This is a genomic window from Campylobacter sp. CFSAN093241, from assembly GCF_012889595.1.
GTDB lineage: Bacteria > Campylobacterota > Campylobacteria > Campylobacterales > Campylobacteraceae > Campylobacter_D > Campylobacter_D jejuni.
Genome location: NZ_CP040612.1, coordinates 1,141,035 through 1,155,252 on the forward strand (window position 1 = coordinate 1,141,035; position 14,218 = coordinate 1,155,252).

Here is a 14,218-nt window from a genome sequence, read left to right on the forward strand (position 1 = left end):
ATTTATATTTAAGGAGTTAAAATGCCATTATTAGACAGCTTTAAAGTTGACCATACTAAAATGCCAGCTCCTGCTGTGCGTTTAGCTAAAGTTATGAAAACACCTAAGGGTGATGATATTAGCGTATTTGATTTGCGTTTTTGCATACCAAATAAAGACATTATGAGCGAAAAAGGTACTCATACCTTAGAACATTTATTCGCAGGATTTATGAGAGATCATCTTAATTCAAATTCAGTTGAAATTATTGATATTTCACCTATGGGTTGTCGCACGGGTTTTTATATGAGTTTAATTGGAACACCTGATGAGAAAAGTATTGCAAAAGCTTGGGAAGCAGCCATGAAAGATGTTTTAAGCGTAAGCGATCAAAGCAAAATTCCTGAACTTAATATCTACCAATGCGGAACTTGCGCAATGCATTCTTTAGATGAAGCCAAACAAATTGCCCAAAAAGTTTTAAATCTAGGTATTAGCATAATAAATAACAAAGAATTAAAACTCGAGAATGCTTAAAAAGAATCTTTATTTTTTAAATGATTAAGCTTTAATTAATATATTTTTATATATGATTTTGAAATTTTATTATTTTAAAAGGAGAAAAAATGAAACTGATGTGCGAGATGTGTAGTATCTAGTGCGTCCTTTGGCTTAACATTATGTTTCCAAAGGTCCAAAAAGTGGATAAGGAGATATAATGTGTAAGAAAGTCAAAAAAGTTTATTTTTTCAAAATACTCATTTAAAATCTTAACTTACAAAAATTTCTCTAATAAAATTTTAATTCAAAATATCTTCTTATCCTTAATTTTAATTTAAGGAGCAAAAATGAACTTACCTATACTTGATTTACAAGCTTATGAAAAAGATAAAAGCACTTTTCTTAAAAATTTAAGAGAAATTGCTTCTAAAATAGGTTTTTTTTATCTTATCAATACCAGTATAGATAAAAATTTAAACGAGAAATTATTCAAACTTGGCAAAGAATTTTTTAATCTTTCTAGAAGTTCGAAAGAGCTTATTTCTATGGTACATTCTCCTCAATTTAGAGGTTATACTAGCGAAGGTTTTGAATACACAGCAGGATCTAAGGATTATAGAGAACAACTGGATATAGGCACAGAAAGAGATGCTTTAAACTGGAATTTAAACTCACCCTTATGGCAAAGACTAGAAGGTCCTAATCTTTGGCCTAGTGAAATTCCAGAACTTAAAAAAACTTTCTTAACTTGGCACAAACAAACCAAAAAAGCTTGTTTAAAGCTTTTAAAAGCCTTCGCTCAAGCTCTTGATCTACCTAACAATGCTTTTGATAAACTTTATGGAGAAAATTCTTACGAACATTGTAAAATCATACATTATCCAAAAAGCTCAAAAAATATCACTCAAGGTGTAGGTTCACATAAAGATGGTGGGCTTATCACTTTTGTTTTTCAAGAAAAACAAAGCGGATTTGAAGCTTTTATAGATGGTAAATGGCTTAGTATACCCCCACTTGAAAATAGCGTTGTAGTTAATATAGGAGAATTTTTAGAACTAGCTACCAATGGCTATTTAAAAGCTACTATTCACCGCGTGAATTTAAGCCCAAAAGAACGCTTTAGCATAGCTTATTTTCTTGGAGTGCAGCTTGATAAGGATATACCTATTTTTAAGTTAAATCCAGAGCTTGCTAAAGAAAGTAAAGGTGTGGATACTGATCCTAAAAATCCACTTTTAAGAAATGTTGCAAGTAATTATTTTAAAAGAATGATACGCTCTCATCCTGATGTGGCAAGTATTTATCATAGTGACTTGATAGAAAAATTTAGTTTTGCGTAAAGGAGAAAAAATGACTTTATTTACTAAAGCTTTTTGCGTCGCTACTCTTTTTACCGGTTTTGCATGGGCAAATGAAGAACTTAAAGTTGGCTCTTCTATAACACCTCATGCAGATATTTTAAGATTTATAAAATCAGCACTTCAAAAACAAGGTTATGATTTAAAAATTTATGAATTCAATGATGGAGTAATCCCTAATGTAATGGTTGAAAATGGTGAGTTAGATGCTAATTATTTTCAGCATGAGCCTTATTTAAAAGAATTCAATCAAAGACAAGGCACCCATCTTGTAAAAGTTGCCAGTATCCATATAGAACCTATGGCAGTGTATTCTAAAAAACACAAAGAATTTCACCCCAAGGAAGGACAAAGCATTTCTATACCCAATAATCCTACAAATGAAAGCCGTGCTTTACGCATTGTAGCAAGCAAAGGACTTATAGAAGTTAAGGATAATGAGCTCATCACTCCTTTAGATATCACTAAAAATCCTAAGAAGCTTAAATTTGTAGAGTTAAAAGACGCTCAACTTACAAGGAGTTTAGATGATGTAGATTATTCTCTTATTAATAGCAATTTTGCTATTTTAGCAGGTTTAAACCCTGTAAAAGATGGGCTTTATACAGAAAGTAAATATAGTGAATATGGCAATATCATCGCCGTTAAAGAAGGTAATGAAAACCTTCCTAAAATCAAAGCCCTAGTAAAGGCCTTGCAAAGCAATGAAGTTAAAAAATTTATAGAAGAAAAATATCAGGGTGCTTTAATCCCTACATTTTAAGGAGAACAAATATGAAAAATTCAATCATTTCTTACCCAAGAATAGGTGCAAATAGAGAATTAAAATTTGCTATTGAAAAATACTTTAAAAACCAAAGTTCTAAAGAGGAGCTTTTAAAGAGTGCTAAGGATTTAAGGATTAGACACTGGCAAGAAATTCAAAAAGCTGGCATTGATTTTATCCCTAGTAATGATTTTTCACTTTATGATAATGTCTTAGATGCAGCTGTGCTTTTTAACATTGTTCATACAAAGTATAAAAATTTAAATTTAGATGCTTTAGATGAATACTTTGCTCAAAGTCGAGGTTATCAAGGAGAAAATGGAGATGTTACAGCCTTAGCAATGAAAAAATGGTTCAATACAAATTATCATTATTTGGTGCCTGAGTGCGATAATGCTGATATTATAGCTTTAACAGGGGATAAAATTTTTAAAGAATATCTCGAAGCTAAAGAGCTTGGTATAGAAAGCAAGCCTGTTTTAATAGGCATTTTCACACTTTTTAAACTCATTGCCTTTAAAGATGAAAAAACTCAAAAACTCGCCAAAGAAAAGCTTTTAAACGCTTACATAGAGCTTTTTGATAAACTAAATGAACTTAAAGTAACATGGCTTGAACTTGATGAGCCTTATTTGGTTTATGATTTAAGCAAGGAAGATATCGCTTTGTTCGAAGAATTTTACCAAGAACTTTTAAATCACAAAAAAGATCTTAAAATTTTACTTCAAAGCTATTTTGGAGACTTAAGAGATATTTATCCTAAACTTTTAGAAAGCAAATTTGATGCTTTGGGGCTTGATTTTATCGAGGGAAAACAAAGCTTAGCCTTAGTCCAACAATACGGTTTTGCTAAAGATAAAATCCTTTTTGCAGGTCTTATTAACGGCAAAAATATCTATGCTAATGATTATGCTAAAAGCCTAAAGCTTATTAAAGAGCTTCAAAAATATACACAAAATATCATCTTAAACACTTCTTGCTCACTTTTACATGTGCCTTATAGCACTGAATTTGAAAGCAAATTAGATTCAAGCTATCTTAAACTTTTTGCCTTTGCTAAAGAAAAACTTCAAGAACTTAAAGATTTAAAAGAAATTCTAAATTCTAGCGAAGAAAATCCGCTCTTTAGAGCCAATCAAGAGCTTTTTAAAAATATCCCAGAGCGTTTAGATGAAAAAGTCAAAGCAAGGCTTAAGGCCTTAAAAAAAGAAGATTTTACCAGAACGCCTAGTTTTAAAGAACGCGCCTTAATCCAAAAAGAATTTTTAAAACTCCCTCTTTTACCAACCACAACCATAGGTTCCTTTCCTCAAAGTGCCGATGTAAGATCTAATCGCCTTGCCTTTAAGCAAGAAAAAATTTCAGCTCAAAACTACACTGAATTTAACCAACAAAAAATCAAAGAATGCATACAAATTCAAGAAGAAATAGGACTTGATGTTTTAGTGCATGGAGAATTTGAAAGAAATGATATGGTGGAGTATTTTGGAGAGAATCTAAAGGGCTTTTTATTTACTCAAAATGGTTGGGTGCAAAGCTATGGCACAAGGTGCGTTAAACCTCCTGTGATTTGGGGTGATGTATCACGCACAAAGCCTATCACCTTAGCTTGGTCTAAATTTGCACAAAGTTTAAGTCAAAAAATCGTAAAAGGTATGCTAACTGGACCTGTAACCATACTTAATTGGTCCTTTCCAAGAGAAGACATCAGTCTAAAAGAAAGCACTGAGCAAATTGCCTTAGCTATAAGAGATGAAGTGTTAGATCTTGAAAATGCAGGTATAAAAATCATACAAATTGATGAAGCGGCTTTGCGTGAAAAACTGCCTTTAAGAAAAAGTGATTGGCATAGTGAGTATTTAGATTGGGCTATTCCTGCTTTTAATCTTGTGCATAGCGGGGTAAAAGCTAAAACTCAAATTCACACTCATATGTGTTATAGTGAATTTAGTGATATCTTAAAAGAAATTGACGCTATGGATGCTGATGTGATTTCTTTTGAAGCTTCAAGATCAAACTTAAGTCTTTTAGATACCCTAAAAGCTATTCGTTTTAAAACTGAGGTGGGACCAGGAGTTTATGATATACATAGCCCTAGAGTTCCAAGCGTAGAAGAATTAAGTTTAACTATAGAAAAAATTTTAAACAAATTACCTAAGGAGCAAATTTGGATCAATCCAGACTGCGGACTTAAAACAAGAGCCTATGAAGAAGTTATAGCCTCTCTTAAAAATTTAGTTACGGCTACGCAAAAAATACGAGAACAATTATAAGGAGTTTTCATGTGTAGTTTTTCTTTTGAAGTTTTTCCACCAAGAAAGGATGAAAATATCAAAAATCTTCATGCTATCTTAGATGATTTAGGGCAATTAAGCCCTAATTTTATCAGCGTAACCTTTGGAGCTGGAGGCTCTATTAACTCACAAAATACTTTAGAAGTTGCAAGCTTAATCCAGGAAGAATATCAAATTCCTAGCATAGTACATTTACCTTGCATCCATTCTAGTAAAGAAAAAATCACTCAGATACTTCAAAAATGCAAAGAAAAAAATCTTAATCAAATTCTTGCCCTAAGAGGCGATATATGTGAAAATTTAAAAAAAAGCAAAGATTTTTCTTATGCTAGTGATTTAATTTCTTTTATAAAAAAACAAGAATACTTTGAAATTTATGCCGCATGCTATCCCGAAAAACATAATGAATCTAAAAATTTCATCGAGGATATACACCATCTTAAAACTAAGGTAAATGCAGGAACAGATAAGCTCATTACTCAACTTTTTTACGATAATGAAGATTTTTATACTTTTAAACAAAATTGTGCTTTAGCAGATATTGACATACCTATTTACGCAGGTATTATGCCTATTACTAACAAAAGACAGGTTTTAAAAATTTCTCAACTTTGCGGAGCTAAAATCCCTCCTAAATTTGTTAAAATTTTAGAAAAATATGAAAATAATACTTTGGCTTTAGAAGATGCAGGTATCGCGTATGCTTGCGATCAAATTGTCGATTTAATCACAAGTGGTGTAGATGGAATTCATCTTTATACTATGAATAAATCCAAAGCGGCTATTAAAATTTATGAAGCTGTAAAGCATTTGCTTAAAGAAGAGCTTCATGCTTAGAAAATAAACTATTTTTTGCTTTTATCTTAACTTATTTTCATTTTTTAGCTTATGGTTTTCTATAAGTAAAACAAAAATTAAAGATAAAAGCAAACCTGGTATAATACCCAAGCAAAGATAGAAAAAAGAATTATATTTAAAAAAGAAGAAAAGTGCACCAAAAAGCATTAAAGCTAAAGATGCACCTTTGAAAAATTCTAAAATATAGATCAATGACCTTCCTCAACAACAGTTGCACCCGCTAAATATACATAAGTTAAAATCATAAAAATAAAAGCTTGTAAAAATGCCATAAAAGTTAAAAGCACATAAGCAGGAAGTGGAGCTATATAAGGAACTAAAGCTAAAATTACCATTAAAAATAAATCGTCGCCTTTAATATTTCCAAACAAACGGAAGGACAAAGAAACCACACGAGAAAGATGAGAGACTATCTCTATAGGAAACATCAAAGGAGCTAAAAGTTTAATAGGTCCCATGAAATGAGCAAAATACTTTACAAAACCTTGTGCCCTAATACCCTCAAAATGATAATATACAAAAACTATAATAGCCAAGGACAAAGTCAAATTTAAACTTGCAGTTGGAGCGTGAAAACCAGGTATTATACCTATAATATTACTAAAAAACACTATAATCCCCAAAGTTGCAACCAAAGGAAGATATTTTCTTGCACCTTTTTCACTTCCCATGGTATCTCTACCCATAGATAAAACTCCCTCTAAAAAAGCCTCACCTAAATTTTGCATACCGCGTGGAACAAGTTGCATAGAACGAGTAGCCATCATAGCCACTATAACAGCAATTAAAGCTACCAAACCTATGTGAAAAAAATAAGAAAAAGTATGACTTGCATCAAGCAAAGAGCTAAATAAAAATAAATCTTTCATGGTTTCCTCAAAAATTTTATTCTAAACTCGAAATTTTAGCAAAATCTTACTTATATTTTAATGAAAATTTACATCCATTCTAAAACTTGCGAAAGTTCTTTAGCAACAAAACACTTAAGCCCTATATCTTCCAAAGGCTTAGAAGGAACAATGGCATTTTTAAATTTTTGCATTTTAGCTTCTTTTAAACGCGTATCAAGGCTAAAAACCTCTCTAATTTCTCCATTTAAACTAAGCTCCCCTATAAAAATACTATCTTTGCTCAAAGGGCGATTTTTAAAACTTGAAATAATAGCTGCAACCACAGCCAAATCCGCCGCAGTTTCGCTTACTTTTACTCCGCCACTAATATTTACAAATACATCATAATGCCCCAAAGGAATTTCAAGCTTTCTTTCAAGCAAAGCCAAAAGCATATCTAAGCGATTTTTTTCATAGCCCGTAGCGCTGCGTTTTGGATAAGAACTTTCACACACCAAAGCTTGAACTTCTAAAACCAAAGCACGAGATCCCTCCATTACAACACCTAAAGCACTTCCTGAAATAGCCTTTCCACGAGTAAAAAAACGATTTGCTAAATCTTTTGCACTGATCAAACCCTTAGCAGTCATCTCAAAAATACCTACTTCATTCGTTCCACCAAAACGATTTTTAAAGCCTCTTAAAAGTCTGATTTCTTTAGTGGCATCTCCCTCAAAATAAAGCACCACATCTACCATATGCTCAAGAACTCTAGGTCCTGCTATAGCACCTTCTTTAGTAATGTGCCCTATGATAAAAGTACTGATATTATAAGCCTTACTCACACGCATAAGCTCAAAAGTAATCTCACGCACCTGAGTGATGCTTCCTGCTGCTGAAGTGATTTTATTTGAATATAGAGTTTGTATAGAATCAACGATAAGAATGCTATAATCTTTTTTGTGCAATTCTTCTAAAATATTTTCAAGGCAAAGTTCAGTAAGTAAAAATAAATTCGGAGTATTAGCCTCAAGACGATCAGCTCTTAATTTAATCTGGGCTTTACTTTCTTCGCCACTGACATAAAGCACTTTTTTACCCTGTTTAGCTAAATTTGAAGCAATTTTTAACAAAAGCGTAGATTTTCCCACACCTGGACTTCCGCCTATAAGCACTAAAGAACCTTCAACAAGCCCTCCACCTAAAACCAAATCAAGCTCATTATCATCTGTGCTGTATCTTGTAAAATGCTCTAACTCCACATCTTCAATACAAACAGCCTCACTTGTTTTCATGCTAACTTGCGCAAGCTCTTTTAAAACTTTAATTTGCTCAGCTTTTAATTCTACAAAACTATCCCAAGCTCCACAATCAGGACATTTTCCAAGCCATTTGCTTTGTTGATTTCCACAAGCTTGACATTCAAAAAGTGCTTTATTTTTTGCCATTATTCAAAAATAGGATCTAATAAAGTATCTAAATAAGCACTTGCATTAAATTCTTGTAAATCCGTCATTTGCTCACCCACGCCTACATAAAAAATAGGAAGCTCAAGCTCTCTTGCTATACTAAAAAGTGCACCCCCTTTAGCTGTCCCATCAAGCTTTGTGATAATCACACCATCAAGTTTTACAAGCTCATTAAAAGCTTTAGCTTGTAAAATTCCAGCATTTCCCTGTGTTCCATCTAAAACTAAAATTTTTCTATGGGGTGCGCCTTCTAAAGCTTTGTTTGAAATTCTTACAATTTTTTCAAGCTCATGAGCTAAATTTTTTTGATTTTGCAAACGCCCTGCTGTATCGATAATAACTCTATCAAAATCCTTTGCTTTTGCTTTAGAAATGGTATCAAAAGCAACCGCTGAAGGATCATGCCCTTGTGCAGTTAAAACTATATCTACATCCACTTTTTGCGCCCAAAGTTTTAATTGCTCAATCGCACCTGCTCTAAAAGTATCACACGCTCCTAAAATCACTTTTTGATTTTGGTTTTTGTATAAATAAGCAAGCTTGGCAATACTTGTTGTTTTTCCTGCTCCATTTACTCCTAAAATAAGCTCTACAAAAGGTTTTTCTTGATTGGTTTCTTTTTTTTCATAAAGAAAATAAGAACCCATAACACGCTTTAAATCTTCTTTTTTTACTTCATTTTGAGGTGGTAAATAATAAATTATCTCTTCAACTATTTCATAACTTACATCTGCTTCAAGCAAAATTTCTTCAAGCAAATCTTTGGTTATCTTTTTATTCTCTCCTTTAACTCCAACAATATTTTCAAGAGTTTTTGCAAGTCCTTTTTTAAAAAAATTAAACATTAAAGTATAGCCTTTTGTATATCAATTTCTAGCATTTCTTCAGGAATAAGCCCTAAATACTGATTAATCAATTTAGAATGCTTGTTGTAAAGAAACATGGTAGGAATTCCATTTACCCCACCTAAAGCTTTAGCTAAAAGATAGTTATTTTCACCATTAGCGACTTTATAAGATATTTTATGCTGTTCTATAAATTTTTGAATCTCATCGTTAGATTTATCTTCTAATAAAACCCCAACTATATTAAAATCATTATTATACTTTTCTTGTAATTTATTAAGATGAGGGATTTCAGCAATGCAAGGGGTACACCAAGTGGTAAAAAATACAAACAAAGTTACCTTATCTTCATCGTTGAAATTTAAAACGGCATTTTCTTTTTTAACTGAAATTGATCCTCCATCAATCAAATTAAGTTTAAAATTCATATCATCACTTTGATTTATACTTGCCTCGGTGCTTAAATTTACATCATTTTGCTGCTTTTCTTTATCATTGCTACAAGCAACAAACAAACAAGATATTGCCACTAGTAAAAGTATTTTTTTAATCTTCATTATTTATCAATCCTTTATTATTCTTTATAAAAATGCTAAAATTATAACATACATAAGATAATATTTTTTTAAAGGCATATTAATGGAAAAAACAGATTTTAGGGCATTGCAAAAAATACGCCTTTTCAAACATTCAAAACTAAATTTCAAACAAGATTATAAAATATTTAAAGAATGTCTTAAAATAATAAAGCTATTTAAAGCTAAAAATATTTTAATTTTTATTCCTTTGCATTATGAACCAAACTTAATAAAATTTCGCCATATTCTTAATAAAAATTACAAACTTTTTGTTCCATTTATGCAAGATAAAAGTTTAAAAATTGTAAAATTAAGATTGCCTTTTATTAAAAAAAGGTTTGGGGTTTTAGAGCCTATAGATTCTTTTTTTAAAGCAAAAATTGATTTAGCTATTGTGCCTGTAATTGGCGTCGATAAAAATTTAAAAAGAATAGGACATGGGCAAGGTTTTTATGATAGATTTTTTGAAAATTTAAATTACAAACCTCATATAATATTTATCCAAAGTATAGATGCTTTAAGTCAAAATAATCTAACACAAAAGCATGATATTTCAGGAAAATTATACATAAACCCTTATAAAAAATATTACAAGAAAGAAAGAAAAAATGATAGAATCACTTATCGCACTTATAGCCGCTATAGTCGGACTCGGTATAGGATATTTAGTTGCAAAAAAAATCAATGATGCCAAATATGAAATTTTCGTAGAACAAGCCAAAGCTAAAGCCAAAGCTATAGAATACGAAGCGGAGCTTATTTTAAAAGATGCAAAAAATTCAATTCTTAATGCAGAATTAGAAGTTAAAAAAAAATACGAAGAAAAAACTCACAAATTTCAAAAAGATTTTAATCAAAAATTTGATGATCTTTCTAAAAAAGAACAAAAACTTCAGCAAGAAGAAGAAAAACTAAAAGAAGATAAAGAATACCTTTGCAAGTCACAAAAACACATTCAAAACTTACAATCTGATGTTGATAAATTAAAAAATAAATATCAAGAAAAACTTGACGATGTTTTAAAAATTTTAGAACATTCGACAGGACTTACACAAAATGAAGCCAAAGAAATCATTCTTAAAAAAGTAGAAGAAAATTCTCGCGAGCAAATTGCACATATAGTAAGAAAATATGAAGAAGAAGCAAAAAATGAAGCTAAAAGAAAAGCTAATTTCATCATTGCTCAAGCTACTTCTCGTTTTGCAGGTGAATTTGCAGCTGAAAGACTTATCAATGTTATTAACATTAAAAACGATGAACTTAAAGGACGTATCATTGGTAAAGAAGGGCGCAATGTTAAAACCTTGGAAATGGTTTTAGGTGTTGATATTATCATCGATGATACACCAGGTGCTATTATAGTAAGTTGTTTTAATCTTTATCGCCGTGCTATTGCTACAAAAGTTATAGAACTTTTAGTTGAAGATGGCAGAATTCAACCCGCGCGCATAGAAGAAATTCACGAAAAAGTGTGTAAAGAATTTGATAGTGCCATTCTAGAAGAAGGCGAAACCATAGTTATGGATCTAGGTTTAAATAAAATACACCCTGAAATTGTAAAACTCATAGGAAAACTCAAATACCGAGCAAGCTATGGACAAAACGCTTTAGCACATTCTTTGGAAGTGGCTCACCTTGCAGGAATCATTGCTGCTGAGTGTGGTGGAGATGAGAATTTAGCACGTCGTGCGGGAATTTTACATGATATAGGAAAAGCATTAACCCATGATTTTGAAGGATCTCATGTGGATTTAGGTGCAGAACTTTGCAAACGCTACAAAGAGCATCCTGTAGTAATCAATGCTATTTACGCACATCATGGACACGAAGAAGCTACAAGCATAGAATCAGCAGCTGTTTGTGCAGCAGATACTTTAAGTGCTGCACGACCTGGAGCTAGAAGAGAAGTGTTAGAAGCTTTCTTAAAAAGAGTCAGTGAGCTAGAAGATATCGCTAAAAGTAAAGAAGGAATTAAAAATGCCTATGCAATCAATGCCGGAAGAGAAATTCGCGTCATAGCCAATGCTCAGCTTGTTAATGATGATGAAAGTGTACTTTTAGCTAAGGAAATAGCAGCTGAAATTCAAGAAAAAATGCAATATCCTGGTGAAATTAAAGTCAATGTTATACGTGAACTTAGAGCTGTAGAATACGCTAAATAAGGTTTATTATGCAAGATATGATTGATACTTTAATAAAATATGGTTATATTGTTTTATTCTTTTACTCTTTAGGGGGCGGGATGGTTGGAATTTTAGCTGCAGGAGTTTTAAGTTCTCAAGGAAAAATGGATCTTAGTTTTTGCATTGCTCTTGCTTTTATTGCTAATACCATAGGTTCAACTTTGCTTTTTATACTTGGAAAATATTATAAAAAAGACATTATGCCTTATTTTAAAAAACACCGACGCAAGATAGCCCTTGCTATGATAAAAACAAAACAACATGGAATTATTTTACTTGTAACTCAAAAATTTATTTATGGTTTAAAAACTTTCATTCCCATAGCTGCAGGTATGGCAAAATATAATTTTATTAAATTTTTTATTATCAATACTCTAGCTAGTTTGGCATGGGCTATTGTTCTAGGTTTTACTGCTTATACTTTTGGGTATGTTATTGAAGCAATTTTTGATAAACTGAGTTTATATCCTTATGCTGCTCCTTTATTTTTATTATTTTTAGCCGGAATAATTTGGCTTTATTTAAGTAAATTTTCTAAAAAATAATGTCTCTATGGAATTCTTTTTCTTACTCTTTTAAAGAATTTCATTATTTATTTTTCTCTGTTGTTGTTATTTTTATTTTTAATATCCTTTTAGAATATAATAATTTTTTAAACTTTAAAAACCAAAAACATTACCTTATAGACAACGCTCTATTAACGCACCAATATATAAAATATAATAAAAAAAATAAAAAATACTGGGTTTTAAAGTTACAAACTGAAAACTTCACTTTTTATACTACAAGTTTTAAGGATTTAAATTTAAGCAAGAATCAATTTTTAAGCCTTAGAATTATCACCCATAATATTAACTTTAAAGACTATCTGAGTAAAAGTTTTTACGCACCTTCTTATGATTTTGAAAAATTAAAAGAAAAAGAATACAATCCCATTATATCTTACTTCTTAAATCAACATACAAATGAAAAGATTAAAGAATTTTATGGTGCTTTATTTTTTGCACTGCCCATATCTTTAGAGCTTAGAAACGATGTAAATTACTACGGTATAGCACACCTTATAGCAATTAGCGGTTATCACATAGGCTTACTTTTTAGTTTAATTTTCTTTATTTTAGCTCCAATTTATAGTTTTTTCCAAAAAAGATATTTTCCTTATAGAAATTTACGTTTAGATTTAAGTATTTTAATTTTTGCACTACTTTTAGCTTATGCTTGTTTAATAGGATTTGTCCCTTCTTTTGTGCGCTCCTTGATTATGGCTTTTTGGGTTTTTTATCTATTGTGTAAAAATATAAAAATCATTAATTTCGTTACGCTTTTTTGTAGTATTTTATTGTGCATTTCTCTTTACCCTAGACTTTTATTTAGTATTGGATTTTTATTTTCTATTTTAGGTGTTTTTTATATTTTTTTATATATGCATCATTTTGCAAATAAATTTAATAATCTTATAAATATTATTTTGCTTAATATTTGGACTTTTTTTGCTATGGTTTTACCTGTGCTTTATTTTTTTCCACTTATAAGCTACCAACAAATTTTAGGTATTATTTTGAGTGGAATTTTTGTAATATTTTATCCTTTAGTATTATTTTTGCATCTTATAAACTATGGAGATTTGCTCAATTTTATCTTAGATGAATTTTTTAAATTTAAAATTTATGGAACTAATATCCATATCCCATTTTGGATTTTTATAAGTTATCTTATTGCTTCTTTAATCTCTGTGCGATTTAAATATCTAGCTTTTCTTTGTATTTTTGCGAATTTTATTCCCTTCATTATGATTGTGATTTAGAAAATAATAGAGTTTAAGCCCAAAAAGATAAATAATCCAAGAAATATAAATCCAAATAAAAAAGAATAAAATAGTAGAAAAAGATCCATAAACGCTAGCGTATGTTTTATTATATACCACGTAATATACAAATAAATTTTTTCCTATATACCAAATAGTACCCGCTCCAAAAGATACTAAAGCTAAACTTTTAAGAGTTCCCTTATGAACAGAACTTGAATAAGATATAAAAAATAAACCCCAAATAATTACAAAGGGTAAAATTTCAAAAAAATTAAACCCTATTTTATAATCATCTAAAGTTTGTTGGATAAAACCTGAAATATAAAAACTAAGCCCAAGCCCCAAAGGAACAAGAGTTAAAAGAGTCCAATAAGAACTAATACTTTGCCAAAGTCCTTTAGGTTCATTTTTAGTAATGCGATTGATTACAAAATCATAGCCTGAAAAAAAAGCTAAAGAAGTAAATGCCATAGCAATAAGACCTACAATACCCAAATTTACACTATTTTTTAAAAAAGTATCGATGTAGGTAGCAACAACATCTTGTTGCGTTGGTATTAAAAAAGCAAAAATTACTTGCTTTGCTTTTTCATAATAAGCTTTAAAACTGGAAATTTGCGTAAAAACAGAAAAACATACAAATAAAATAGGTATTAAAGATAATACAGTATAAAAACTAAGCGCTGCTGCATAATTTAAAATTTCCTTATCACGCAAATTTAGTAAAATAGTAAAAAAATTTTTCACCTT

General features: G+C 30.6%; 15 protein-coding genes. 9 read left to right on the forward strand and 6 right to left on the reverse strand.

Features of this window, described 5'->3' with window-relative positions:
• The first annotated feature begins 21 nt into the window (after positions 1-21).
• The 5 genes from luxS to metF all read left to right on the forward strand — a co-directional run bounded on the left by luxS (position 22) and on the right by metF (position 5,735).
• Positions 22-516 carry an S-ribosylhomocysteine lyase gene (gene luxS, locus FBE96_RS05860; RefSeq protein WP_002857890.1) on the forward strand — a complete coding sequence of 165 codons (495 nt, stop codon included), beginning with the start codon at positions 22-24 and terminating at the stop codon, positions 514-516.
• A gap of 311 nt (positions 517-827) precedes the next feature.
• Positions 828-1,820 carry an isopenicillin N synthase family oxygenase gene (locus FBE96_RS05865; protein ID WP_002858100.1) on the forward strand — a complete coding sequence of 331 codons (993 nt, stop codon included), beginning with the start codon at positions 828-830 and terminating at the stop codon, positions 1,818-1,820.
• A 10-nt stretch (positions 1,821-1,830) separates the two neighbouring features.
• Positions 1,831-2,601: a MetQ/NlpA family ABC transporter substrate-binding protein gene (locus FBE96_RS05870; RefSeq protein ID WP_002857994.1), complete on the forward strand. Its 771-nt coding sequence runs from the start codon at positions 1,831-1,833 to the stop codon at positions 2,599-2,601.
• Between the two features lie 11 nt (positions 2,602-2,612).
• Positions 2,613-4,877, forward strand: coding sequence for a 5-methyltetrahydropteroyltriglutamate--homocysteine S-methyltransferase (metE, locus tag FBE96_RS05875; RefSeq protein WP_002858088.1), 2,265 nt, complete (start codon positions 2,613-2,615; stop codon positions 4,875-4,877).
• 9 nt (positions 4,878-4,886) lie between these two features.
• Positions 4,887-5,735: a methylenetetrahydrofolate reductase [NAD(P)H] gene (gene metF / locus FBE96_RS05880; RefSeq protein ID WP_002858469.1), complete on the forward strand. Its 849-nt coding sequence runs from the start codon at positions 4,887-4,889 to the stop codon at positions 5,733-5,735.
• 21 nt (positions 5,736-5,756) lie between these two features.
• Here metF and FBE96_RS05885 read toward each other — a convergent pair whose 3' ends face one another.
• The 5 genes from FBE96_RS05885 to FBE96_RS05905 form a co-directional block, all read right to left on the reverse strand.
• Positions 5,757-5,948, reverse strand: coding sequence for a membrane protein (locus tag FBE96_RS05885; RefSeq protein WP_002852856.1), 192 nt, complete (start codon positions 5,946-5,948; stop codon positions 5,757-5,759).
• The gene (locus FBE96_RS05890) at positions 5,945-6,625 is read right to left on the reverse strand and encodes a F0F1 ATP synthase subunit A (RefSeq protein ID WP_002858390.1); all 681 of its coding nucleotides are present in this window, start codon (positions 6,623-6,625) and stop codon (positions 5,945-5,947) included. The genes FBE96_RS05885 and FBE96_RS05890 overlap by 4 nt, the downstream gene beginning before the upstream one ends.
• 68 nt (positions 6,626-6,693) lie before the next feature.
• A complete protein-coding gene (gene radA, locus FBE96_RS05895; protein ID WP_002858434.1) occupies positions 6,694-8,034 on the reverse strand; it encodes a DNA repair protein RadA in 1,341 nt (446 codons plus the stop codon).
• Positions 8,034-8,900: a signal recognition particle-docking protein FtsY gene (gene ftsY / locus FBE96_RS05900; RefSeq protein ID WP_002858085.1), complete on the reverse strand. Its 867-nt coding sequence runs from the start codon at positions 8,898-8,900 to the stop codon at positions 8,034-8,036. Before ftsY ends, radA begins: the two co-directional genes overlap by 1 nt.
• Complete coding sequence (locus tag FBE96_RS05905) at positions 8,900-9,457, reverse strand: TlpA disulfide reductase family protein (RefSeq protein WP_002858112.1); 558 nt, start codon at positions 9,455-9,457, stop codon at positions 8,900-8,902. Before FBE96_RS05905 ends, ftsY begins: the two co-directional genes overlap by 1 nt.
• 82 nt (positions 9,458-9,539) lie before the next feature.
• Between FBE96_RS05905 and FBE96_RS05910 the strand changes: the two genes are divergently transcribed.
• The 4 genes from FBE96_RS05910 to FBE96_RS05925 are packed head-to-tail and all read left to right on the forward strand — an operon-like array spanning position 9,540 to position 13,465.
• Positions 9,540-10,166, forward strand: coding sequence for a 5-formyltetrahydrofolate cyclo-ligase (locus tag FBE96_RS05910; RefSeq protein WP_002875342.1), 627 nt, complete (start codon positions 9,540-9,542; stop codon positions 10,164-10,166).
• Positions 10,087-11,640 (forward strand): ribonuclease Y, encoded by a 1,554-nt coding sequence (gene rny, locus FBE96_RS05915; protein ID WP_002858133.1) that lies wholly within the window; start codon positions 10,087-10,089, stop codon positions 11,638-11,640. The genes FBE96_RS05910 and rny overlap by 80 nt, the downstream gene beginning before the upstream one ends.
• Before the next feature lie 8 nt (positions 11,641-11,648).
• The gene (locus FBE96_RS05920) at positions 11,649-12,206 is read left to right on the forward strand and encodes a DedA family protein (RefSeq protein ID WP_002856055.1); all 558 of its coding nucleotides are present in this window, start codon (positions 11,649-11,651) and stop codon (positions 12,204-12,206) included.
• Positions 12,206-13,465, forward strand: coding sequence for a ComEC/Rec2 family competence protein (locus FBE96_RS05925; protein ID WP_002873165.1), 1,260 nt, complete (start codon positions 12,206-12,208; stop codon positions 13,463-13,465). Before FBE96_RS05920 ends, FBE96_RS05925 begins: the two co-directional genes overlap by 1 nt.
• Here FBE96_RS05925 and FBE96_RS05930 read toward each other — a convergent pair.
• A complete protein-coding gene (locus FBE96_RS05930; RefSeq protein WP_002852725.1) occupies positions 13,409-14,215 on the reverse strand; it encodes a YihY/virulence factor BrkB family protein in 807 nt (268 codons plus the stop codon). The genes FBE96_RS05925 and FBE96_RS05930 overlap by 57 nt on opposite strands.
• Between the last annotated feature and the right edge of the window lie 3 nt (positions 14,216-14,218).

What these genes read in the sequence shown, in the direction of transcription:
- FBE96_RS05925 (WP_002873165.1), top strand. Translation starts at nt 12,206, where the DNA reads ATGTCTCTATGGAATTCTTTTTCTTACTCTTTTAAAGAATTTCATTAT.
- FBE96_RS05890 (WP_002858390.1), bottom strand. Translation starts at nt 6,625, where the DNA reads ATGAAAGATTTATTTTTATTTAGCTCTTTGCTTGATGCAAGTCATACT.
- luxS (WP_002857890.1), top strand. Translation starts at nt 22, where the DNA reads ATGCCATTATTAGACAGCTTTAAAGTTGACCATACTAAAATGCCAGCT.
- metF (WP_002858469.1), top strand. Translation starts at nt 4,887, where the DNA reads ATGTGTAGTTTTTCTTTTGAAGTTTTTCCACCAAGAAAGGATGAAAAT.
- rny (WP_002858133.1), top strand. Translation starts at nt 10,087, where the DNA reads ATGATAGAATCACTTATCGCACTTATAGCCGCTATAGTCGGACTCGGT.
- radA (WP_002858434.1), bottom strand. Translation starts at nt 8,034, where the DNA reads ATGGCAAAAAATAAAGCACTTTTTGAATGTCAAGCTTGTGGAAATCAA.
- FBE96_RS05865 (WP_002858100.1), top strand. Translation starts at nt 828, where the DNA reads ATGAACTTACCTATACTTGATTTACAAGCTTATGAAAAAGATAAAAGC.
- FBE96_RS05910 (WP_002875342.1), top strand. Translation starts at nt 9,540, where the DNA reads ATGGAAAAAACAGATTTTAGGGCATTGCAAAAAATACGCCTTTTCAAA.
- metE (WP_002858088.1), top strand. Translation starts at nt 2,613, where the DNA reads ATGAAAAATTCAATCATTTCTTACCCAAGAATAGGTGCAAATAGAGAA.
- FBE96_RS05905 (WP_002858112.1), bottom strand. Translation starts at nt 9,457, where the DNA reads ATGAAGATTAAAAAAATACTTTTACTAGTGGCAATATCTTGTTTGTTT.
- FBE96_RS05870 (WP_002857994.1), top strand. Translation starts at nt 1,831, where the DNA reads ATGACTTTATTTACTAAAGCTTTTTGCGTCGCTACTCTTTTTACCGGT.
- ftsY (WP_002858085.1), bottom strand. Translation starts at nt 8,900, where the DNA reads ATGTTTAATTTTTTTAAAAAAGGACTTGCAAAAACTCTTGAAAATATT.
- FBE96_RS05920 (WP_002856055.1), top strand. Translation starts at nt 11,649, where the DNA reads ATGCAAGATATGATTGATACTTTAATAAAATATGGTTATATTGTTTTA.